This window comes from Streptomyces sp. NPDC001902 (genome assembly GCF_042891295.1).
Lineage (GTDB): Bacteria > Actinomycetota > Actinomycetes > Streptomycetales > Streptomycetaceae > Actinacidiphila.
The window spans coordinates 88,198-107,967 of the sequence record NZ_JBIATA010000032.1 but is presented as its reverse complement, the minus strand read 5'-3'; the positions used below and the strand labels follow the sequence as shown (position 1 = coordinate 107,967).

The window sequence follows — 19,770 nt, the reverse complement described above, 5'->3', positions numbered from 1 at the left end:
TCCGAAGTCGTCCGCCGCACCAGCGTCGACGACGAAGGCCGCACCACCGTCCACGCCAGCGAATACGCCACCGTCGACCGCTCCGGCCGCCTCCAACTCCCCCGCGACTACACCCACGCCCTCGACATCCGCAACCGCGTCATGCTCGAACTCGAACCCGACCACATCGCCGTCCGCCCCGACCGCCCCGAAGAGGACTGACCGGCCGGGGCGCCTACGCGTCCGGCGCCGCGTAGACCCGCTGACCGCCCACGAAGGTCTGCAGCACCCGTGTCGCGGCGATCTCCGCGGGCGGCCCGGCGAAGGGGTCGCGGTCGAGGACGACGAGGTCGGCCAGCTTGCCCGGGGTGACCGTGCCGGTGTCGTCGAGGTGGTTCACGTACGCGCTCCCCGCGGTGTAGGCGGCGATGGCGGCGGCCAGGTCGACGCGCTGCTCCGGCAGGAAGACGGGGGTGCCGTCCGGGGCGTCCGGGGTGCGGCGGTTGACCGCGACGTGCAGGGCCTGGAACGGGTCGGGGCTGCTGACCGGCCAGTCGCTGCCGGCGGCGAGCGTCGCGCCGGAGCGGAGCAGATCGCCGAACGGGTACTGCCAGGCGGCCCGTTCGGGGCCGAGGAACGGCAGGGTGAGCTCGTCCATCTGGGGCTCGTGGGCGGCCCACAGTGCCTGGACGTTCGCTGTGGCGCCCAGAGCGCGGAAGCGGGCGACGTCGTCCGGATGGACGACCTGCAGATGGGCGAGGTGGTGCCGGGTGTCACGGAAGCCGTTGGCCGAGCGGGCCGCCGCCACCGCGTCCAGCGCCTCACGGACGGCGCGGTCGCCGAGGGCGTGGAAGTGCACCTGGAAGCTGAGGGCGTCCAGGTCGGTGACGTGCTTCGCCAGCGCCGCGGGGTCCACGAAGCTGATGCCGCTGTTGACGGAGGCGCAACCGCAGGCGGTGAGGTAGGGGCCGAGCAGCGCCGCCGTACCGTTCTCCGCGATGCCGTCCTGCATGATCTTGACGCTGGTGGCGCGGAAGCGGCCCCGGCTCACGGCGGCCCGCCGTTCTACGAGTTCGGGGATCTGCTCGGCGCCGCGGGCCCGGTCCCACCACAGGGCACCGACGACGCGCGCGGTGAGCACCCCGTCGGCGATCAGGGCATGGTAGGCGGACACCGGGTCGGTCATGTTCGCGTAGTCGCCGACGATGGCGTCCTGCCAGGCGGTGACACCCAGGGAGTGCAGCACGCGCTGGGCACGCAGCAGCGCGGCGGTCCGCTCGCCCGGGGTGACCGGCGGCAGGAGCCGGCCGACGAGGTGGAGGGCGCCCTCCTGGAGCATCCCGGTGGGGTTGCCGTCGGCGTCGCGCTCGATGCGGCCGTCCGCGGGGTCGGGGGTGTCCCGGGTGATCCCGGCGAGTTCCAGGGCGCGGGAGTTGACCCAGGCCCCGTGGTGGTCCCGGTTGGGCAGGAAGACCGGACGGTCGGCGACGACGCCGTCCAGGAGCGCGGCGGTGGGGGTGCCGCCGGGGAAGGCGTCCAGCGACCAGCCACCGCCGGTGATCCACTCGGCGCCGGGATGCCCGTCCGCGTACGCGCGGACGAGCCGCAGGTACTCCCGCGCCTCGTGGGCCTCCGCGAGATGGCACTGGCCCAGCTCGATGCCGGCGCCGAGCGGGTGGACGTGGGCGTCCTGGAAACCGGGCAGCAGCATCTTCCCGGCCAGGTCCACGACCTCGGTGCCGGGCCCGATCAGCTCCCGTACCTCGCCGTGGCCGACGGCGGCGATGCGGCCGTCGCGCACGGCCACCGAGGTGGCCCGGCCGAGGACGGGGTCGACGGTGTGCACCGGGCCGCCGGTGAGCACGAGGTCGGCGTGCGGGTGGGACATGGAGTGCGCTCCAGGGGCAGGGGTCGCGGGGGGGGGCAGGCTTCGGGCAGTGCGTCAGACGGTCGTACGGTCCATCGGCAGGGTCAGGACGTCCGCGTCCGTGCCGCGGCCGGTCGCGAAGTAGGGAGAGCGTCGCAGGTACTTGGCGCAGGCGGCCATCACCAGGCCGGCCAGGACGATCCCGCCGGGCAGCGCGAGCATCTCGGCCACGCCGCCCTCGACGCCGCCCTCGACGCCGCCCACCTCGCGCTGCCGCGCGAACAGCGCGAGGCCGACCGGCGCGCCTGGACCCGGGAGTACCGCTCCGCGACGGTCGACCCACAGGTCTTCCCCGCACTGTCCGCCATCCGCGGCCACCTGCACCTGATGGCCGGCAGCTCCTTCGGCACCGCCGTCGACCTCATGCTCACCGCCCTCGCCGCACGATTGCGCCCACAGCGTGATCGCTGACGCCCGGCCGCACCGCCGGGCACAGTGGCCGGTATGAAGCTGCTGACCCTGGGTGGAACCGAATTCGTGGGACGCGCCGTCGTCGAGGACGCGCTCGAGCGGGGCTGGGAGGTCACGGTGTTCCACCGCGGCCGGCACCTAGCACCGCCCGGCGCCACCGTGCTGCTCGGGGAACGCGGCACCGAAGGCGGCCTCGCCGCCCTCGCGCACGGCGAGTGGGACGCCGTCGTCGACACCTGGTCCGGCGCACCGGCCGCCGTACGGGACACCGCCCGCCTCCTGGCCGGCCGCGCCCGGACGTACGCCTACGTCTCCAGCCGCTCCGTCTACACCTACCCCGCCCCCGCCGGACTCGACGAGGACGGACCCGTCGTGGACGCCTCCCCCGGCGACGGACCCGACGTCGACTACGCACGCGCCAAGCGCGGCGGCGAACGCGCCGCGACCGAGTCCTTCGGCGACCACGCCCTGCTGGCCCGCGCCGGCCTCATCCTCGGCCCCTACGAGAACATCGGCCGCCTCCCCTGGTGGCTCACCCGCATCGCCCGCGGCGGCCCCGTCCTCGCCCCCGGCCCCCGCGACCTCCCCCTGCAGTACGTCGACGCCCGCGACCTCGCCGCATGGATCCTGGACGCCGCGGAATCCGGCCTCGGCGGCGCCTACAACCTCGTCAGCCCGCCCGGGCACACCACCACCGGCGAACTCCTGGCCGCCTGCGCCGCGGTGACCGGCTCCGACGCCGAACTGCGCTGGACGGACCCGGAGACGGTCCTGGCCGCGGGCATCGAGCCCTGGACCGAACTGCCGGTCTGGCTCCCCCCGGGCGAGCTCTACGACACGCTCCACACCGCCGACGTCTCCCGCGCCCTCGCCACCGGATTGCGCTGCCGCCCCGTCGCCGAGACCGTCGCCGACACCTGGGAGTGGTTGCGCTCGCTGGGCGGCACGGCACCCCAGCGCCCCGACCGGCCCACCGTGGGCCTCGCCCCGGAGAAGGAGGCCAAGGTGCTGGGCGGTTGAGTCCCACCGCCCGGCACCGGCACCGGCACCCGTGCACAGCCCTGCGTCAGGCCTGCCCCGCGCCGCGACGACGCCCCGGCGCGGACAGCGCGGCGGCGAAGTCGCCCAGGGCCGCCAGGTCATGGGCGCTGACCACGGCGTCGCAGTACGGCAGCGCCGCGGCCATACCGCCCACGAGCGGACGGTAACGGGGGCTGGCGGTACGAGGGTTGACCCACACGACACGGAAGGCCACCCGGGCGAGCGCCGCCATGTGCCGGGCGAGGACGGCGGGGTCGCCGGTGTCCCAGCCGTCCGAGACGATCACCACGACGGCGCCGCGGGCCATGCCGCGGCGTCCGTACCGTTCGTTGAACTCCCCCAGGCACGCCGCGATCCGCGTGCCCCCCGACCAGTCCGGCGCCGTACGCCCGGCGCGCGCCAGCGCGTCGGAGGGCAGGCCGGGCCGCCGCAGGACGGGGGTCAGCCGGGTGAGCCGGGTGGCGAACGTGAAGACCTCGGCCCGCGCGCCGCGCGACGCGCAGTAGAGCAGCTGCAGCATCGCCCGGGCGTACGGCTCCATCGACCCCGAGATGTCGCAGAGGACGACCAGGCCGCGGCGGCGGGGCCGCGGCACGAAGCGGCGCAGCCGCAGCGGGTACCCGCCCGTGCGGCGCCCGGCGGCGAGGGTGCGGCGCAGGTCGATGCGGCCTCCGTGGTGCGCGGGCCGGCGCCTGCGGGACGGACGGAGCGGGGTGTTCAGCACGATCGCGCGCATCGCCCGGGCCAGGAGGGCGAGCTCGCCCTCGGTCAGCTCCGCGAAGTCCCGGGTGGCGAGCCGGTCGGCTGGGCTGGCCGTGGTCGGTGCCCCGACCTCGCGCGCCCGCCCCGGGGTGTCCTCCGCGGGCCGCCCGGCACCACGCCGTGGGGCGGCACGGCCGGCCCCGGCGGGCGACCGCGCCAGGTCGCCCCGCTGCCCCCGTGCGACCGGGTGCCCGGGACCCTCACCGCCGAACACCTTCCGGAACACGGCGTCGAACGCCGGGATCTGCTCCGGGTCCGCCACCAGCGTGGCCAGGGCGCAGTGCCGCAACTGCGGCATCGTCACAGGAGCCAGCACGGTCACCGCCCGCGCGAACCGCGCGGCCCTGTCCGGTCCCACCGGTATCCCCGCCCGCCGCAGGGCCTCGCCGAGCGCGGCCACCACCTCCGCCAGGCCTGGTACCGGAGCCGTCTCGACCCTCGCATTACTTGCGTCGCCTCCGGACTCATGCATCGCTGTCCACCAGGTGCGCGAGACCCCCGGCGCGGACCGCGGCGAGGTCCTCGGCGTACTTGAGGACCGCGCCGAGGGTGCGGTCGGCCGCGTCCGCGTCAAACGAGGTGAGACCCAGCGCACGCAGCGCGGCCGCCCAGTCGACGGCCTCGGCGATGCCGGGCGGCTTGGTGAGCCGGTGGTCGGCGCGCAGCCGGTCCACCGCGCCGGCCACGCGGGAGGCCAGCCACTCCCCCGCGCCGGGGACGCGGCGCCGGATGACGGCGGCGACGCGCTCCGTGTCCGGGTACTCGATCCAGTGGTAGAGGCAGCGCCGCTTCAGCGCGTCGTGCAGGTCACGGGTGCGGTTGGAGGTCAGGACGGCGACGGGCGGCAGCGTGGCGGTACGCGTGCCGAGCTCGGGGACGGTGACGGCGGCGTCGGCCAGCAGCTCCAGCAGAAAGGCCTCGAACTCGTCGTCGGCGCGGTCCACCTCGTCGATCAGCAGGACCGCCGGCCGCGGCCCCGGATGGGTGATGGCGGCGAGCAGGGGCCGCGGCATCAGGAAGTCCTCGGTGAACAGGTCGGCGTCGCGCAGGGGTTCGCCCCGGGACTCGGCGAGCCGGATCGCGAGCAGCTGGCGCGGGTAGTTCCACTCGTACAGCGCCTCCGCGGCGGACAGCCCCTCGTAGCACTGGAGGCGGATCAGCGGGGTGTCGAGGACGGTGGCCAGGGCGCGGGCCGCCTCGGTCTTGCCGACGCCCGGTTCGCCCTCGAGCAGGATCGGCTGGCGCATGCGGACGGCGAGCAGCAGGGCCGTGGCGAGCGCGTCGTCGGCGAGGTAGTCGGCGGCGTCGAGCCGGGCGCGCAGGGCGGGGACGTCGGGGACGAGGGCATCGGGGTCAGGAGGCATGCGCGTAGCGGGTGGGGTCGTCGGTGTAGGCGTGCCGGCAGCCGGGGCCGCAGAAGTAGACGGCGCCGCCGCCCTGCCCCGTCACCGCGACGGTGCCGGGCGTGACGGCGACGGTCATGCCGCACACCGGGTCCACGGCCTCCGCGTCGGGCCGCGGGGACGCCACGGGCTCGTCCGCGCCGGGGTGGCCGCCAGGGCGGGCGGCGGGGCGGGCGGCGGGGCGCGGTCGTACCGCGATGACCTCGGCGTACACCGACACGGCGATCTCCGCCGGGGTCCGGGCCCCGATGTCCAGCCCCGCCGGGGTGTGGACGCGGGCCCGCTCCTGCGGCGTCAGCCCGAGCCCGGAGAGGACGGCGGCACCGCGCCGGGGGCTGGCGACGAGCCCGACGTACGGGACCCCCGCGCGCACCGCCGCGGCCAGCGAGGCCTCCTCGTCACGGCCGTGCGAGGCGATCACGACGGCGTCCAGGTCGACGGGCAGCGGGGTCCCGGGTTCCGCGGGCCTGGCGTCGTAGCCGAGGGCCCGGCCGACGTCGAGCAGGGAGCGGGCGATCGGCGCATGGCCCAGCACGTGCACCAGCAGGGGCGGCAGATGGGCCTCCAGGAAGATGTCGAGGGTCCCGCCGGACTGGCACGGGTTGGCGACGGTGACCAGGCCCTCGCCTTCCGCCCCGCCCCCGTCCGCCCCACGCTCGGTCGCGCCCTCCGCGCCGCCGGGGGTGATCCGCAGCAGCACCGACTCCCCGGTCTCCAGCAGGCGCAACCCCTGCAGTTGCACGGTCGACTCGGCGCAGACGCCGCCGACGAAGCCCTCCACGGTGCCGTCGGGCAGCACCAGCGCGCTGTCGCCGGGCTTGGCGCTGGTGGGGCGCTGCGCGCGGACGACCGTGGCGAGGACGAACGGGGTGCGGCCGTGCCGCAGTTGGTCCGCGCGGTTGAGTAGTTCCGTGCTCGTCATCGGGGGCCTCAGGTGATCGCCAGGTCGCTGCGGAACGGCCGTCCCCGTGCGGCCCGCCAGACCGCCGCCGGGGTCAGGGGCATGTCGATGTGGCGTACCCCGAGCGGTCGCAGGGCGTCGACGACGGCGTTGACGACGGCGGCGGGCGAACCCACGGTGGCGGACTCCCCGACGCCCTTGGCGCCGATCGGGTGGTGCGGCGACGGGGTGACGGTCTCGCCGAGCTCCCAGGAGGGGCATTCGACGGAGGTGGGCAGCAGGTAGTCCATGAAGGACCCGCCGAGGCAGTTGCCGTCCTCGTCGAAGGCGATCACCTGCATGAGCGCCATGCCGAGCCCGTCGGCCAGGCCGCCGTGCACCTGCCCCTCGACGATCATGGGGTTGATGCGGTTGCCGCAGTCGTCCACCGCGATGAAGCGCCGCACCTTGACCTGCCCGGTGCCGGCGTCGACGTCGGCGACGCAGATGTAGGCGCCGAAGGGGAAGGTGAGGTTGGGCGGGTTGTAGACGCAGGTCGCGTCCAGGTGTCCCTCCACGCCTTCGGGCAGTTCGAGGCTGGAGTGCGCGGCGAGCGCGATCTCGGCCATCGTGCGGCCCTGGTCGGGGTCGCCGGTGACGAACCAGCGGCCCTTGGTCCACTCCAGGTCGTCCGGGCTGACCTCGAGCATCGCCGAGGCGACCAGCCGGGCCCGCTCGCGGACCTTGCGGGCGACCAGCGCGGCGGCCGCGCCGGACACGGGGGTGGAGCGGGAACCGTAGGTGCCGAGCCCGAACGGCGTCTGGTCGGTGTCGCCGTGCACCACCTCGACGTCCTCGGGCGGGATGCCCAGTTCCTCGGCGACGATCTGCGCGAACGTCGTCTCGTGGCCCTGCCCCTGGGTCTGCACGGAGATCCGCAGCACGGCCTTGCCGGTGGGGTGGACGCGTAGTTCCGCGCCGTCGGCCATGCCGAGGCCCAGGATGTCCATGTGCCGCCGCGGGCCGGCGCCGACGGCCTCGGTGAAGAAGCTGACGCCGATGCCCATGAGTTCGCCGCGCCCGCGCCTCTCGGCCTGCTCGCGGCGCAGGTCGTCGTAGTGCGCGAGGTCCATCGCGAGCCGCAGGGCCCGTGGGTAGTCACCGGAGTCGTACTCCCAGCCGGTCTTGTTCCGGTACGGGAACTGCTCGGGCCGCAGCAGGTTGCGCATCCGCAGTTCGGCGGGGTCGGTGCCGAGTTCGGCGGCGAGCACGTCGACCATGCGCTCCACGAGGTAGACGGCCTCGGTGACGCGGAAGGAGCAGGCGTAGGCGACGCCGCCCGGCGCCTTGTTGGTGTAGACGCCGGTGACCTCGCAGTGCGCCGCCTCGATGTCGTACGAGCCGGTGAAGACGCCGAAGAAGCCGGCGGGGAAGTGGGTGGGCTGGGCGGTGGCGTTGAAGGCGCCGTGGTCGGCGACGACCTTCACGCGCAGGCCCAGGATCCGCCCGTCCGCGGTCGCCGCCATCTCCCCGTGCATGTGGTAATCGCGGGCGAAGGAGGTGCTCATCAGGTTCTCCGAGCGGTCCTCCATCCACTTGACGGGCTTTCCGGTGACGAGGGAGCCGACGACCGCGCACACGTATCCGGGGTAGATGCCGACCTTGTTGCCGAAGCCGCCGCCGATGTCCGGGGAGATGATCCGGATCTTGTGCTCGGGGATGCCGGACACCATGGCGTACAGGGTGCGGTGCGCGTGCGGGGCCTGCGTGGTGGACCACACGGTGAGCTTGCCGGTGACGGCGTCCATGTCGGCGACGGTGCCGCAGGTCTCCAGCGGTGCGGGGTGCACCCGGGGGTAGAGCATGTCCTGCGTGACGACGAGGTCGGCGCGGGCGAACACCTCGTCGGTGCGCTCCTTGTCGCCCGCGGACCAGTCGAAGACGTGGTTGTCGGTCTGGCCCTCCTTGTCGTCGCGGATCAGCGGCGCGTCGGGGTCGAGCGCCCTGCGGGCGTCGACGACGGGCGGCAGCGGGTCGTACTCGACGTCGATCAGCTCGAGGGCGTCGCGGGCCGCGTAGCGGTCCTCGGCGACGACGAAGGCGACCTCCTGCCCCTGGAAGCGCACCTTGTCGGTGGCGAGCACCGCCTGGGTGTCGTACGAAAGGGTCGGCATCCAGGCAAGTCCCAGACCGGCCAGGGTCCGTCCGGTGATCACGGCCTTGACCTTCGGGTGCGCCTCGGCGGCGGAGGTGTCGACGGACACGATCCGCGCGTGCGCCAGCGGGCTGCGCAGGACGGCGCCGTGGAGCATGCCGGGCAGCCGTACGTCGTCGACGTAGGTGCCGTGGCCGCGGACGAAGCGGGCGTCCTCCTTGCGGGTCATCCGCCCGAAGCCGACCGGCCGCTCCCCGGTGGTGGTCATGTCCGCACCTCCTCACGGCCGGAGGCCTCCTGCGCCGTCCCTTCGGCGGGTCGCGCGGTGCGGCCCTGCTCGGCGGCCCAGCGGATGGCGCGCACGATGTTCTCGTAGCCGGTGCAGCGGCACATCTGGCCGGAGATGGCCTCCCGGATGTCCTCCTCGGAGGGGTCGGGGTCGTGGTCGAGCAGCCAGCGGGCGGTCATCATCATGCCGGGGGTGCAGAAGCCGCACTGCAGTCCGTGGCAGGCGACGAACCCCTGCTGGACGGGGTCGAGTTCCGCCCCGTCGGCCAGGCCCTCGACGGTGCGGACCTCGTGGCCGTCGGCCATCACCGCCAGCACCGTGCAGGACTTGACGGGCGCGCCGTCCAGCCAGACGGCGCAGACCCCGCAGTTGGAGGTGTCGCAGCCCCAGTGGGTGCCGGTGAGGCCCAGCTCGTCGCGGAGGAAGTGCACGAGCAGCAGCCGGGGTTCGACGTCCCGGGTGTACCGCTCGCCGTTCACGGTGACCGTGATCTGCATGTCAGGCCTCCTGCCCGAGGGCGCGGGCGGCCGCGGCGCGCAGCGCCCGCACGGTGAGCTCGGCGGCGAGGTGCCGCTTGTAGTCGACAGGGCCGCGCTGGTCGGCGGAGGGGCGGCACTCCTCCCCCGCGATCCGGCCGGCCTCGGTGAACCGCTCCTCGCCCGGCGGTCCCCCGCGCAGGTACCGCTCGGCCTCCTCGGCGACGAACCGGGGCGCGCCGACGGCGGTCAGCCCGATGCCCGCCTCGGTGACCACGCCCGCCGACAGTTCCAGGACCGCGGCCGCGGCGGCGACCGCCCAGTCACCGGCACGGCGCTCCACCTTGCGGTAGGCGCTGGCGTGCGAGCGGATCGGCACCCTGATCTCCAGCAGCAGCTCCGCCTCGCCGAGGACGGTCTCGTACGGGCCGAGGAAGAACTCCCGCACCGGCACGGCCCGCCGGCCGTCCGGCCCCTGGGCGACGAGGGTCGCGCGCAGCGCGCAGAACGCGGCGGACAGGTCCTCGGACGGATCGGCCTGGCACAGCGAGCCGCCGACCGTGCCGCGGTTGCGCACGAGCGGGTCGGCGATCATCCGCTCCGCGTCGCGCAGGACGGGGAAGTGCTCGCCGACCACGGCCGAGGCCAGCAGGTCGGCGTGGCGGACCATGGCGCCGACGGCCAGTTCACCGCCGTCCACCCGGATGCGGGTCAGCTCGTCGAGGCCGTTGATGTCGATCAGCGCCTCCGGCTGGGCGAGCCGCAGCTTCATCATCGGCAGCAGGCTGTGCCCGCCCGCCACCACGCGGGCCTCGGGCCCGTACCGGGTGAGCAGTTCGATGGCGTGCTCGACGCCGGTCGCCCGCGCGTACTGGAACGTGGCCGGAACCTGCATGGCGCCCTCCTGGTCCGGGCGTTCCCCCTGTGCGGTGATGCTGCGCCTCGCCGCGGCGCCGGTGCAATGGGCCGATAAGGCTTCACTTATCAGGGCGAAAGGGAGAAAATCGAAGGGTGACCGTGACACAGCTCAGCACCTTCGTGCTGGTGGCCCGGCTCGGTTCGGTCACCGCCGCGGCGCGGACGCTGAACGTGAGCGAGTCCGCCGTGTCGCAGTCGCTCAGCGCGCTGCGCGCGCACTTCGGCGACCCCTTGATCCGGCGGGCGCCGGGCGGCGGGATGCGGCTCACCCCCGCGGGCGCGCGGCTGCTCCCGGTCGCCTCGCGCATGGTCGCGCTGAGCGCGGACGCGGAGGCCGCCGTGCGGGCGGCGCAGGGCGGTCCCGACGAACTGCGTGTGGTGGCCGCGGGCACGCTCGCGGAGTTCGTGCTGCCGTCACTGACGGAGGCCTTCGCCGAGCGGACGGGCCGCCGCATCGACACGTCCTTCGGCGCCGCCACCACGAGCGAGATGCGGGCGCTGGTGGAGCACCGCCTGGCCGACGTGGCACTCGGCCCCGACCTGGGTGCGGTGCGCGGCGGGGGGCTGATCGGCGAGCCCGTCTTCCGGGCCCTGCTGGTCGCGGTGACCGGACCCCGGGCACCCCGGCCGGCGGGACCGCCGTCCCGCTGGACGTGGCTGGTCGACGCCTCCGGCACCGACCCCGGCGCCGACACGGGCCGCCTGCTGCGCAGGCTGCGGGTGCCGGAACCCCGCGTCCGGGTCTTCCCGCACCAGACCGCGGCCTGGGACGCCGCCGCGGAGGGCGCGGGCGTGGCCCCCGCGGTGGCGCACCTGGTCACCCCGCGCCTGCGGCGCGACGAGCTGCGCCTCCTCGACACCCCGGCCACCCCGGCGGACGCCACCTGGTACGCCACCGTCCTGCCCCCCGGCTTCCGCTCCCCCGCGACCGACGTCTTCCTCCACTTCCTCCACACCGCCGTCGCCACCCGCATCATGGGCGCCCCCGGCACCGGCATCACCCCGTCCCGCTTCCGCCCCGCCATCCACGTCACGCTCTGGCCCACCGCCTGACCCCGCCCCGGCATGCGGCGCGGACTCCCCTGACCGGCTCAGGCCGCGGGGCCGGTGACCCATGGGAGGGGCCTTTCGGCCGCGGTACGCTCCTGCCATGTCCCGATCAGCCGATGCCGGCCCCTCCCGGTCACCCGTCACCGCGGACGACCTCGACCTCGCCGTGCAGCTCGCGGTGGCGGTCCTCCGCGAGGCGCCCCCGGCTGCTTGGGAGGGCAAGGCCGGTTCGCTGGAATGGGACTGCTGGGAGACCGTCGAGCACCTCAGCGACGACCTCTTCGCCTACGCGGCACAACTGGGCCCCAGGACACCGCCCTTGGACGGCGAGGTGCCCTTCGTATGGGAGAGCCGGCGGCCCGGCGGCCCGGCGAACGCCATTCACGCGAACCGCGCGGCGGGGCCCGCCGGTCTGCTCCAGGTCCTGGAAGCGAGCGGGGCGCTGCTGGTAGCCATGGTGCGCACGACGCCACCGCAGACCCGCGCTCACCACGTCTTCGGCGTCTCGGACCCCGAGGGGTTCGCCGCGATGGGGATCGTGGAGACGCTTGTGCACACGCACGACCTGGCACAGGGGCTCGATCTCGTATGGAGCCCGCCTGCCGATCTGTGCTCCCGGGTGCTCGCCCGGCTGTTTCCGCACGCGCCGTCGTCCACGGATTCCTGGTCCACCCTCTTGTGGGCCACCGGACGCGCCGACCTGCCCGGACACCCTCGTCCCACGTCGTGGCGCTGGGACGGCACGCCCCGGGCATAGGCCGTACCCGAGGGCACGACCGCGCTCGGCCCCCACCGGACCCACACCGCGGCACCCCGGAACGGGGCGCGCCCGCACGAACGGCAGCGGTCAGTGCGGGGCCGGTGTGACCAGGACTTCCTTCAGACGGGTGAGTTCCGCCGCCGTCAGGCCGCGGTCGCGCAGCCAGGGGCCCGCACCGCCGTGCCCGGTGCGCAGGACGTCCAGGAAGCGGTGCATGACGCGCGGTTCCGAGGCCATGAAGGCGTGCTCCACGGCGGGCAGGTCACGGTAGGACGGGAAGCGGGCCAGGCGGGCGCGGATGCGGACGACGCGCTGTGCGGTGAGCGCGTAGTCGGCGGCGATGGCGGGGGCGGGCACGCCCACCGCGTCGAGCAGGAGGGCCGCGAGGACACCGGTGCGGTCCTTGCCGACGGCGCAGTGGAAGACGACGGCGTGCTGGTCGGTGTCGGCGACGACGCGTGCCGCGGCGACCAGCGACTCCCCGCTGCCGTCGAGCAGTCCGAGGTAGAAGCCGGTCGCGTCGCCGTCGTCCGCGGTCGTCGCCGGGACGGCGTCGGTGACCAGCGCGCGTACCCGGCTGACCGGCAGGTTCATCCGGCGCACCGCGGCGTCCGCGAGCAGGCCGTGCCCCTCGCGGGCCGCCTCGTCCGGGCCGCGCAGGTCGAGCACGGTACGCAGCCCGTAGCGGCCGAGCAGCAGTTCGACGTCGTCGGCCGTGGCCTCCTGGAGGGTGCTGGCCCGGAACACCACACCGCGCCGGGTCGTGCCCCCGCCCCGCACCGGGAGACCGCCGAGGTCGCGGATGTTGTCCACCTCCGCCAGCTCGAGCCAGCGCGGCGTCTCACCGGTCGGTCCGTCCCGCGTCGTCTCCAAGGCGCCCTCCTCGTAAAGCCCCTGGCCATCGTGCCGTGCGCGGCCGCCCCGGTCCACCGGCGACCGCCGCCCCGGGGATATCGTCACCTGATCCCGGGGACTCCCCGCCGACCACCGACCGGAGGTGCCCGCCATGGCCCAGCCCGAGCCGCCCGTGGAGCCGTTGGTGCGGACGGAGCGGCACGGCCGCGTCCTGGTGGTCCGGATGTGCCGTGCGCACAAGCGCAACGCCGTGGACCGGCACCTGGCCGAGGCGCTCGACGCGGCGTTCAACACCCTGGAGGACGACCCGGAGCTGTGGGCCGGGGTGCTCACCGGTTCCGGCGGGGTCTTCAGTGCGGGCAGCGATCTGAACGCCATCGGCGACTACGTCACCGAGCGCGGCGGCGAGTACGGGCTGATCCGCCGTCACCGGCGCAAGCCGCTGGTCGCCGCCGTCGAGGGCGCCGCCTTGGGCGGTGGGATGGAACTGGTCCTCGCCTGCGACCTGGTGGTGGCCGCGGCGACCGCCCGTTTCGGGCTGCCGGAGGTCCGGCTCGGCCTGGTGCCCACGTGTGCGGGGCTGTTCCGCGGCCCGCGCGCGCTGCCCGTCAACCTGGCCAGGGAGATGGTGCTGACCGGCGACCCCGTCGACGCCGCGCGGGCGCACGCCGCCGGGCTGGTCAACCGGGTCACCGCGGAGGGCGGGGCGCTCGCGGGCGCGCTCGAACTCGCCGCGCGCGTCTGCGAGAACGCACCGGTCGCGGTCCAGGCGAGCCTGGTGGCGATGGACGCATGGCTGTCCGGCTCCGACGGACCCGGCTGGCGGGCCACGGAGGAGGCGACCCGCACCGTGATGGCCTCCGAGGACCGGCACGAGGGCGTCGCGGCGTTCCTGGACCGGCGCCCGCCCCGCTGGACCGGCCGCTGAGCCCCGGTGACCGGCGGGTACACGCACCCGGGTGACTCCGGCGTGCGCCACGCCGGGGACCGGGCTTATCTGGAAGCCGTGACCGGTGTCGTCCGGACGCGGTCCGCCGCGCAGGAGGCGCCCCCGAGCGAGGAGCTTCCTTTTGGCACGCAGGATTCCGCCGACCACCGCGGTCGCCGTGGTGTTCGTCGCCGCGCTGTTCATGGCGATCATGGACACCACCATCGTCAACGTCGCCGTACCGGCCATCGGTGAGGACTTCGGCGTGCCGGCCTCCGGGCTGGGCGGCGTCAACATCGGCTACCTGGTCAGCCTGGCGGTCTTCATCCCCGTCGCCGGCTGGCTGTCCGACCGGTACGGCACCCGCAGGGTGTTCCTCGCCGCGCTGGTCGCCTTCACCGCGGCATCGGCGCTGTGCGCGATGTCGACCAGCCTCGAACAGCTCACCCTCTACCGGATCCTGCAGGGCGCCGGCGGCGGTCTGCTGGTCCCGGTCGGCCAGACCATGCTGTTCCGGGCGTACCCGCCCGCGGAACGGATCAAGGCGCAGCGCGCGCTGATGGTGCCCACCGCGATCGCCCCGGCCGTGGGCCCGGTGCTGGGCGGCTGGCTGTGCGACGCCGTGTCCTGGCACTGGGTCTTCCTGGTCAACCTGCCGGTCGGCGCCGCGGCCGTGGTCTTCGGTCTGCTCTTCCTGCCGGACTACCGGCTGGAGCGGCCCGGCCGCTTCGACCTCGTCGGCTTCCTCCTGGCCGGCGGCGGGCTGTCGCTGACGCTGTACGCGCTGACCAACGGCGCCAAGGACGGCTGGGGCACCGCGGGCATCCTCGTGCCGCTGCTCGTGGGGCTCGCGGCGCTGGGCGCGATGGTGCTGGTGGAACGGCGGATCACGATGCCGATGCTGGACCTGGAGCTCTTCCGGGACCGGCTGTTCCGCGCGAACACCGTCGTGATGTTCCCGCTCAGCGCGGTCTTCCTCGGCACGGTGTGGCTCTACCCGATGTTCCTCCAGGAGGCGCTGGGCTTCAACGCCTTCGAGAGCGGCCTGGCCACCTGGCCGGAGGCCGTGGGCGTGATGGCCGCCGCGCAGATCGCCCCGCGGCTGTACCGGCGGATCGGGCCGCGGTGGCTCATGGTGGGCGGTTCGGCCGGCATGGGCGTGTGCGTGGCGGTGATGACCGGGTTCACGACGGCCACCTCGCCGTGGGTGCTGCGCGGGGTGCTGTTCGTCCTGGGCTACTGCATCGGGCACGTGATGATGTCGGCGCAGAACGCCGCCTTCGCCACGATCCCCCCTCCCTCGACGGGGCGGGCGGCGACCGTGTTCAACATGCAGCGGCAGCTGGGCGGTGCCTTCGGGACCGCGCTCATCGCCACGCTCCTCACGGCGGTCGGCACCACCACCGTGACGGCGGGCGGCACCACGACGGCCAACCTGGGCGCGTACCACGCCGGCTTCGTGCTCTGCACGGGCCTGGCCCTGATCTCGGCGGTCGCCGCGCTTTTCGTCTCCGACAAGGACGCCCTGCGCGTCGAGAGCCCCCGCCCGGGCCGCCACGCCCGCCCCGACGCCGCCGCCTCGCCGGCCACCTGACCACGTGCCACGGGTGCCCCGCGGGCTGCCGCCGGGTCGTCGCGGTGCGGGGCCGTCCCGCGGCGCACCGGCGGCGCCTGACCGCCGATCAGGCTTCCGGGCAACGCGGGAAGGCGTCCGGGCGCCGGCTCCAGCGCCCGCCCTGCGGGCCGCCGCCGGGTGCCGGTCCGTCACAGCTCGCGCCGGGCGCGCGGGCGGGCCACGGTCCCCGGGACCGACGGCCCGGCCCTGCGGCTCCGGGGCACCCGGGCCGGGGCCACGTGCAGCCTTCCGGGGTGCGCGAGCACGGCAACCAGCAGCCGACGCAGCACCTCCGCCGAAGGCCGAGGGGCAAGGAAGGCCGAGCACCGGCCTGCGTCCTCCCGCTGCCGGGCACCGGCTGGTGCCCGCGGGTACCCCCGGCCGAAGGCCCGGGGGACTGTGCGACAGGGCTCAGCGGCACCCGCGGACCGGCGGCCGACGCCGGGTGCTCCGACATGCCGCCGCCGCGTCAGGCCCTAACATCGACCCATGCCTCGCCTGGAACGTCTCCGTGCCGACCACGCCACCGCGCTCCTGGAGTTCGAGCGGGCGAACCGCGCGTACTTCGCCGCGTCGATACCGGACCGGGGCGACGACTACTTCGCGTACTTCGACGCGCGGCACCAGGCGCTGCTCGCCGAGCAGGACGCCGGGTCCTGCCACTTCCACGTGCTGGTCGGCGCGGACGACGAGGTGCTGGGCCGGGTCAACGTGGTGGACGTGACGGACGGGTCGGCGGAGCTGGGGTACCGGATCGCCGAGAGCGCGGCCGGGCGGGGGCTCGCCACGGCCGCGGTTCACGAGGTGTGCGCCCTGGCGGCCGGGGAGTACGGGCTGACGACGTTGTGGGCGGTCACCACGCTGGACAACGCGGGCTCCCGCACGGTGCTGACCCGTACGGGGTTCGTGTCGGCCGGCACGGTCGAGCTGGAAGGCCGCCCCGGGCTCCGATTCGTCCGCGCCCTGGGGGACGGCACGGCGCCGTCCTCCGCAGGCTGAACGCGGGCGGCGAGCGCGCGCAGGCCGGGGTGGGCGAGCACGGCGATCCCGGGGAGGCTGGAGACGAGGGTGAGCACCCCGTAGACGACGGCGGTCGCGAGGCCCTGCGTGGCGCCCAGCCCGGCCGCGCCGAAGGCGAGCGTCGCGGCGGCCTCACGCGGGCCCCAGCCGCCGATGTTGACGGGCAGTCCCATCACGAGCAAGGCCAGGACGAGCGGCGGCACGAGCGTGGTGACCGGTGCCGACGAGCCCGCGACGCGGGCCGCGACCACGAACAGGGCGATGTGGCCGGCGAATCCCGCCGCGGACAGCGCGACCACGCCCGGCCAGGTGCCGCGGGCGAGCAGTCCGCTGCGGACGTCGGCCAGCCCGGTGGCCAGGGCCCGCCGGCCCCTGGCGCCGCGCCGCCACAGCAGCCATCCGCCGAGCACCACGACGGCCAGGAGCACGCCGGCCGTGACCTCCGCGGCGGCCCGAGCCGGCACGAGGTCCCCGGCGATGGCCGTGACCAGGGCGGGTCGGGTGAGCAGGACGGCCGCGCCGAGCGCGAGGACGACGACCTGCCCGCCCACCCGTTCCAGGACGACGGCGCGCACGCCGCGGCCGACGTCGCCGGAGTGCCTGCCGTGGCGGACCGCCCGGTCGACGTCGCCGAGGACGCCGGCCGGGAGCACCGCGTTGAGCAGCAGCGCCCGGTAGTAGTCGGACACGGCCCGGGCCATCGGGAGCCGCAGGCCGAGCCGGCGGGCGACCAGGCACCAGCGCCAGGCGCTCGTGACGGTGGTGAACAGGCCGATCACGAGGGCGGCAAGGACGGCGGGGCCGTCGACAACCCGCAGGCCGTCGACGAACGCGCCGGTGCCGAGCCGCCACACGAGGGCGGCGAGGATGCCCGCGCCGATCAGCAGCCGCAGCCAGGCCCACAGTCGTTGCCTCACCGGGCGTCACCTCCGGGCAGGGCGAGCAGGTCGCCGTGGCCGACGACGGCGGTCAGCCGCCCGGCCGCGCAGTCTACGAGCCGTCGGCGCAGGTAGGGCTCCGCGAAGGCGGCCAGGCCGGGTTCCTGCTCGACGGCGGCGCCCACCCAGCCGCGCAGCCACTCGGCGGTGAGCGCGGACCGGTCCGCGCCGAGCCGCCACGGGCTGGGACGGGTCGTGACGGTGGCGCCGTACCGGGTGAACGCCCGGCCGGCTGCGTCGAGGGCGTCGGGGCCCAGTAGTGCGCGGCCGCCGGCCGTGCGCCGCTGGTGCGCGTTGAAGGCGGCGGTGATCTCCGCGTCGAGCGGGTCGGCGGGCCTGAGTTCGACCTCGCCGACCACCGAGAGACCGAAGAGCACGGGCACTCCTGCGGCGGTGCAGGTGGCGGCGAGGGCGTCGATCTCGGCGGCGGTGAGCAGGTCCAGCAGCGCGGACGCGGTGACCAGCGAGGTCCCGGCGAGGTCCGCGGGGGTGAGCCGGGTGAGGTCGCCCTCGCGCGTCTCGGCGGTGACGGGACCGCCGCCCGCGGTGAGGCCGGAAAGGCTCGCCGCGGCCAGGTCGAGCAGGGCGGGGTCGTGGTCGTGCAGGATCCAGTGCTGCGGTCCGGGCAGTCGTCCGCTGAGCCAGCGGCCCATGGAGCCGGTGCCGCAGCCGAGGTCGCGGACGACGAGCGGGCCGGTGCCGGTGCCGGTGCCGGTGCCGCGGGACGCTCCCGCGAGGTGCTCGCGGAGCGGGCCGAGCAGGTCCGCGGCGCGGGCCGCGGCGTCGGCGTCCTCGCGCAGCGCGAGCCAGTGCGGTGTGAAGGGGGCGGTGTCGGACGTGGTCATCGGGTTCCCTCCCGCAGCAGTTCCAGTACCGCGTCCATGTGCCGCGCGGCGTGCTCCCAGCCGTGCAGCGTCTCGCGCCGCCGGCGGGCCGCCGTGCGCAGCCGGCCGCGCAGGTCGGCGTCGTCGAGCCAGCGGCGGAGCGCCGCGGCGAGTTCGGTGGTGTCGTCCGGGGGGACGAGGAGGCCGGGCGGTGTGCCGTCCGGTGCCAGGCCGAGGGCGTCGGGCACTCCCCCGGTGGCGGTGGCCAGTACGGGTGTGCCGCGCATCAGGGCCTCGGTGACGACCATGCCGAAGGTCTCGGCGCGGGACGGCAGGACGAGCAGGTCGGCGGCGGCGTACTCGGCCGCGAGGGGTTCGCCAGTGAGCGGGCCGGTGAGGTGCACGCGGTCGTCGAGGCCGTGCCGGCCGATCAGCGCGGTTACGCGTGCGAGGTGTTCGGGGTCGCGGCCGAGCGGGCCCACGCAGCGGCAGGTCCAGATCAGGTCGGCGACGGCGACGAGCGCCCCGGCCAGCAGGTCGTGGCCCTTGCGCGGGGTCAGCGAGGCGACGCACAGCAGCCGGGTGCCCTCCTGCGTGCCGGGCGCGAGCGGCGCGGGATCGGTGCCGGGGGTGACGACGTGGACCCGGCCGGCGGGCAGCGCGTGCCGCTCGGCGATGCGCCGGGCGGCCCAGGGGCTGGTGGCGACGACCGCGGCGGCGGCCCGCAGGGTCTCGCGCTCCAGGGCGTCGAGTGCGCGGGCCGCGGCGGGGTCGAGGCCGGTCTCGTCGGCCAGGGGCAGGTGCACCAGGACGGCGGTGCGCAGCCGGCGCGTCTGCGGGACGACGATCTCCGGGACGCCGCAGGCCACGAGTCCGTCGAGCAGGACGACGGCGCCGTCCGGCACCGATGCGAGCGCCTCGGCCAGGGCCTGGCGGGCGGCGGTGTCCGGACGGGGCCACGTGCCCCGCACGGGGAGTTCCCGCAGCGGACGGCCCGCCGCCGCGAGGGTCTGGCTCAGGCGGCGGTCGTAGACGTTGCCGCCGCTGGGCGCGGTGGCGTCGTCGACGTCGCCCGGGAGGACGACGTACGCGGGGGCCGCCCCCGCCGGAGCGGGGGCGGCCGTGCGCGCGGGCGTGCTCACAGGGAACGCTCGTAGCTCGCCCAGGCGACGTGCGACTCGTGCAGCGTGACGGAGATGCCGGTCAGACCGTGGGCGCCCTCGCCGAGCTTGCCCGCGGCCACGCGGTCGGCGAGCCGGTCGGCGATGACCTTCGCCAGGAACTCGGTGGAGGTGTTGATCCCGGCGAAGTCCGGATCGTCGTCGAGGTTGCGGTAGTTGAGCGCGGCGAGCACCGCGCCCAGTTCCTGGGTCGCCAGGCCGATGTCGACGACGATGTTGTCGGCGTCGAGCTCCTGGCGGCGGAACGTCGCGTCCACCAGGAACGTGGCGCCGTGCAACCGCTGCGCGGGTCCGAAGACCTCGCCGCGGAAGCTGTGGGCGACCATGACGTGGTCGCGGACGGTGATACTGAACACGC

Annotated in this window: 19 protein-coding genes and 1 pseudogene; 7 read left to right on the top strand and 13 right to left on the bottom strand. The window is 75.3% G+C overall.

The genetic code is table 11. The features are described from left to right. Positions 1 to 201 (top strand): AbrB/MazE/SpoVT family DNA-binding domain-containing protein (locus tag ACFYYN_RS36915; RefSeq protein WP_500549216.1); only part of this gene is annotated, 201 nt, incomplete at its 5' end. 13 nt (positions 202 to 214) lie between these two features. Here ACFYYN_RS36915 and ACFYYN_RS36910 read toward each other — a convergent pair. Together ACFYYN_RS36910 and ACFYYN_RS36905 are read right to left on the bottom strand one after the other, a co-directional pair. Next, positions 215 to 1,867 (bottom strand): amidohydrolase, encoded by a 1,653-nt coding sequence (locus ACFYYN_RS36910; protein WP_500549215.1) that lies wholly within the window; start codon positions 1,865 to 1,867, stop codon positions 215 to 217. 54 nt (positions 1,868 to 1,921) lie between these two features. Beyond that, positions 1,922 to 2,230 (bottom strand): hypothetical protein, encoded by a 309-nt coding sequence (locus ACFYYN_RS36905; RefSeq protein ID WP_500549221.1) that lies wholly within the window; start codon positions 2,228 to 2,230, stop codon positions 1,922 to 1,924. A gap of 120 nt (positions 2,231 to 2,350) precedes the next feature. On the opposite strand from ACFYYN_RS36905, the gene ACFYYN_RS36900 reads away from it, so the two are divergent. After that, positions 2,351 to 3,337 (top strand): NAD-dependent epimerase/dehydratase family protein, encoded by a 987-nt coding sequence (locus ACFYYN_RS36900; RefSeq protein WP_500549214.1) that lies wholly within the window; start codon positions 2,351 to 2,353, stop codon positions 3,335 to 3,337. A 46-nt stretch (positions 3,338 to 3,383) separates the two neighbouring features. Here the strand turns inward: ACFYYN_RS36900 and ACFYYN_RS36895 are convergent, their stop codons facing one another. Genes ACFYYN_RS36895 through ACFYYN_RS36870 form a run of 6 tightly spaced genes read right to left on the bottom strand, consistent with a single transcriptional unit; the run spans position 3,384 to position 10,218 of the window. Then, a complete protein-coding gene (locus tag ACFYYN_RS36895; RefSeq protein ID WP_500549213.1) occupies positions 3,384 to 4,592 on the bottom strand; it encodes a vWA domain-containing protein in 1,209 nt (402 codons plus the stop codon). After that, positions 4,585 to 5,484, bottom strand: a complete 900-nt coding sequence (locus ACFYYN_RS36890) for an AAA family ATPase (RefSeq protein WP_500549212.1) — start codon at positions 5,482 to 5,484, stop codon at positions 4,585 to 4,587. Before ACFYYN_RS36890 ends, ACFYYN_RS36895 begins: the two co-directional genes overlap by 8 nt. Further along, entirely contained in the window at positions 5,474 to 6,445 is a 972-nt protein-coding gene (locus ACFYYN_RS36885) for an XdhC family protein (protein ID WP_500549211.1), read from the bottom strand. Before ACFYYN_RS36885 ends, ACFYYN_RS36890 begins: the two co-directional genes overlap by 11 nt. Positions 6,446 to 6,453: 8 nt before the next feature. Next, on the bottom strand, positions 6,454 to 8,826 hold the full coding sequence (locus ACFYYN_RS36880; RefSeq protein ID WP_500549210.1) for an aerobic carbon-monoxide dehydrogenase large subunit: 2,373 nt from the start codon (positions 8,824 to 8,826) through the stop codon (positions 6,454 to 6,456). Further along, positions 8,823 to 9,344 carry a (2Fe-2S)-binding protein gene (locus ACFYYN_RS36875; protein ID WP_500323943.1) on the bottom strand — a complete coding sequence of 174 codons (522 nt, stop codon included), beginning with the start codon at positions 9,342 to 9,344 and terminating at the stop codon, positions 8,823 to 8,825. The genes ACFYYN_RS36880 and ACFYYN_RS36875 overlap by 4 nt, the downstream gene beginning before the upstream one ends. 1 nt (position 9,345) lies before the next feature. Then, positions 9,346 to 10,218, bottom strand: a complete 873-nt coding sequence (locus ACFYYN_RS36870; RefSeq protein WP_500549209.1) for an FAD binding domain-containing protein — start codon at positions 10,216 to 10,218, stop codon at positions 9,346 to 9,348. 116 nt (positions 10,219 to 10,334) lie between these two features. Between ACFYYN_RS36870 and ACFYYN_RS36865 the strand changes: the two genes are divergently transcribed. Next, the gene (locus ACFYYN_RS36865; RefSeq protein ID WP_500549208.1) at positions 10,335 to 11,294 is read left to right on the top strand and encodes a LysR family transcriptional regulator; all 960 of its coding nucleotides are present in this window, start codon (positions 10,335 to 10,337) and stop codon (positions 11,292 to 11,294) included. 97 nt (positions 11,295 to 11,391) lie between these two features. Then, positions 11,392 to 12,048, top strand: coding sequence for a maleylpyruvate isomerase N-terminal domain-containing protein (locus tag ACFYYN_RS36860; RefSeq protein WP_500323940.1), 657 nt, complete (start codon positions 11,392 to 11,394; stop codon positions 12,046 to 12,048). 90 nt (positions 12,049 to 12,138) lie between these two features. Here ACFYYN_RS36860 and ACFYYN_RS36855 read toward each other — a convergent pair whose 3' ends face one another. Beyond that, positions 12,139 to 12,924: a tyrosine-protein phosphatase gene (locus ACFYYN_RS36855; protein WP_500549207.1), complete on the bottom strand. Its 786-nt coding sequence runs from the start codon at positions 12,922 to 12,924 to the stop codon at positions 12,139 to 12,141. Positions 12,925 to 13,057: 133 nt separating this feature from the next. On the opposite strand from ACFYYN_RS36855, the gene ACFYYN_RS36850 reads away from it, so the two are divergent. The 3 genes from ACFYYN_RS36850 (at position 13,058) to ACFYYN_RS36840 (ending at position 16,448) form a co-directional block, all read left to right on the top strand. After that, the gene (locus ACFYYN_RS36850) at positions 13,058 to 13,834 is read left to right on the top strand and encodes an enoyl-CoA hydratase-related protein (protein WP_500549206.1); all 777 of its coding nucleotides are present in this window, start codon (positions 13,058 to 13,060) and stop codon (positions 13,832 to 13,834) included. A gap of 142 nt (positions 13,835 to 13,976) precedes the next feature. Next, entirely contained in the window at positions 13,977 to 15,428 is a 1,452-nt protein-coding gene (locus tag ACFYYN_RS36845) for an MDR family MFS transporter (RefSeq protein WP_500549205.1), read from the top strand. Positions 15,429 to 15,938: 510 nt separating this feature from the next. Beyond that, on the top strand, positions 15,939 to 16,448 hold the full coding sequence (locus ACFYYN_RS36840; RefSeq protein ID WP_500549204.1) for a GNAT family N-acetyltransferase: 510 nt from the start codon (positions 15,939 to 15,941) through the stop codon (positions 16,446 to 16,448). Between the two features lie 107 nt (positions 16,449 to 16,555). Here the strand turns inward: ACFYYN_RS36840 and ACFYYN_RS36835 are convergent. The 4 genes and pseudogenes from ACFYYN_RS36835 to ACFYYN_RS36820 form a co-directional block, all read right to left on the bottom strand. Then, a pseudogene (locus ACFYYN_RS36835) lies at positions 16,556 to 17,323 on the bottom strand (lysylphosphatidylglycerol synthase transmembrane domain-containing protein); the annotation flags it as partial. Between the two features lie 59 nt (positions 17,324 to 17,382). Further along, a complete protein-coding gene (locus ACFYYN_RS36830; RefSeq protein WP_500549203.1) occupies positions 17,383 to 18,252 on the bottom strand; it encodes a methyltransferase domain-containing protein in 870 nt (289 codons plus the stop codon). Further along, positions 18,249 to 19,373, bottom strand: coding sequence for a glycosyltransferase family 4 protein (locus ACFYYN_RS36825; protein WP_500549202.1), 1,125 nt, complete (start codon positions 19,371 to 19,373; stop codon positions 18,249 to 18,251). The genes ACFYYN_RS36830 and ACFYYN_RS36825 overlap by 4 nt, the downstream gene beginning before the upstream one ends. Continuing rightward, the gene (locus ACFYYN_RS36820; protein ID WP_499515282.1) at positions 19,370 to 19,768 is read right to left on the bottom strand and encodes a 6-pyruvoyl trahydropterin synthase family protein; all 399 of its coding nucleotides are present in this window, start codon (positions 19,766 to 19,768) and stop codon (positions 19,370 to 19,372) included. The genes ACFYYN_RS36825 and ACFYYN_RS36820 overlap by 4 nt, the downstream gene beginning before the upstream one ends. Positions 19,769 to 19,770: the final 2 nt, after the last annotated feature.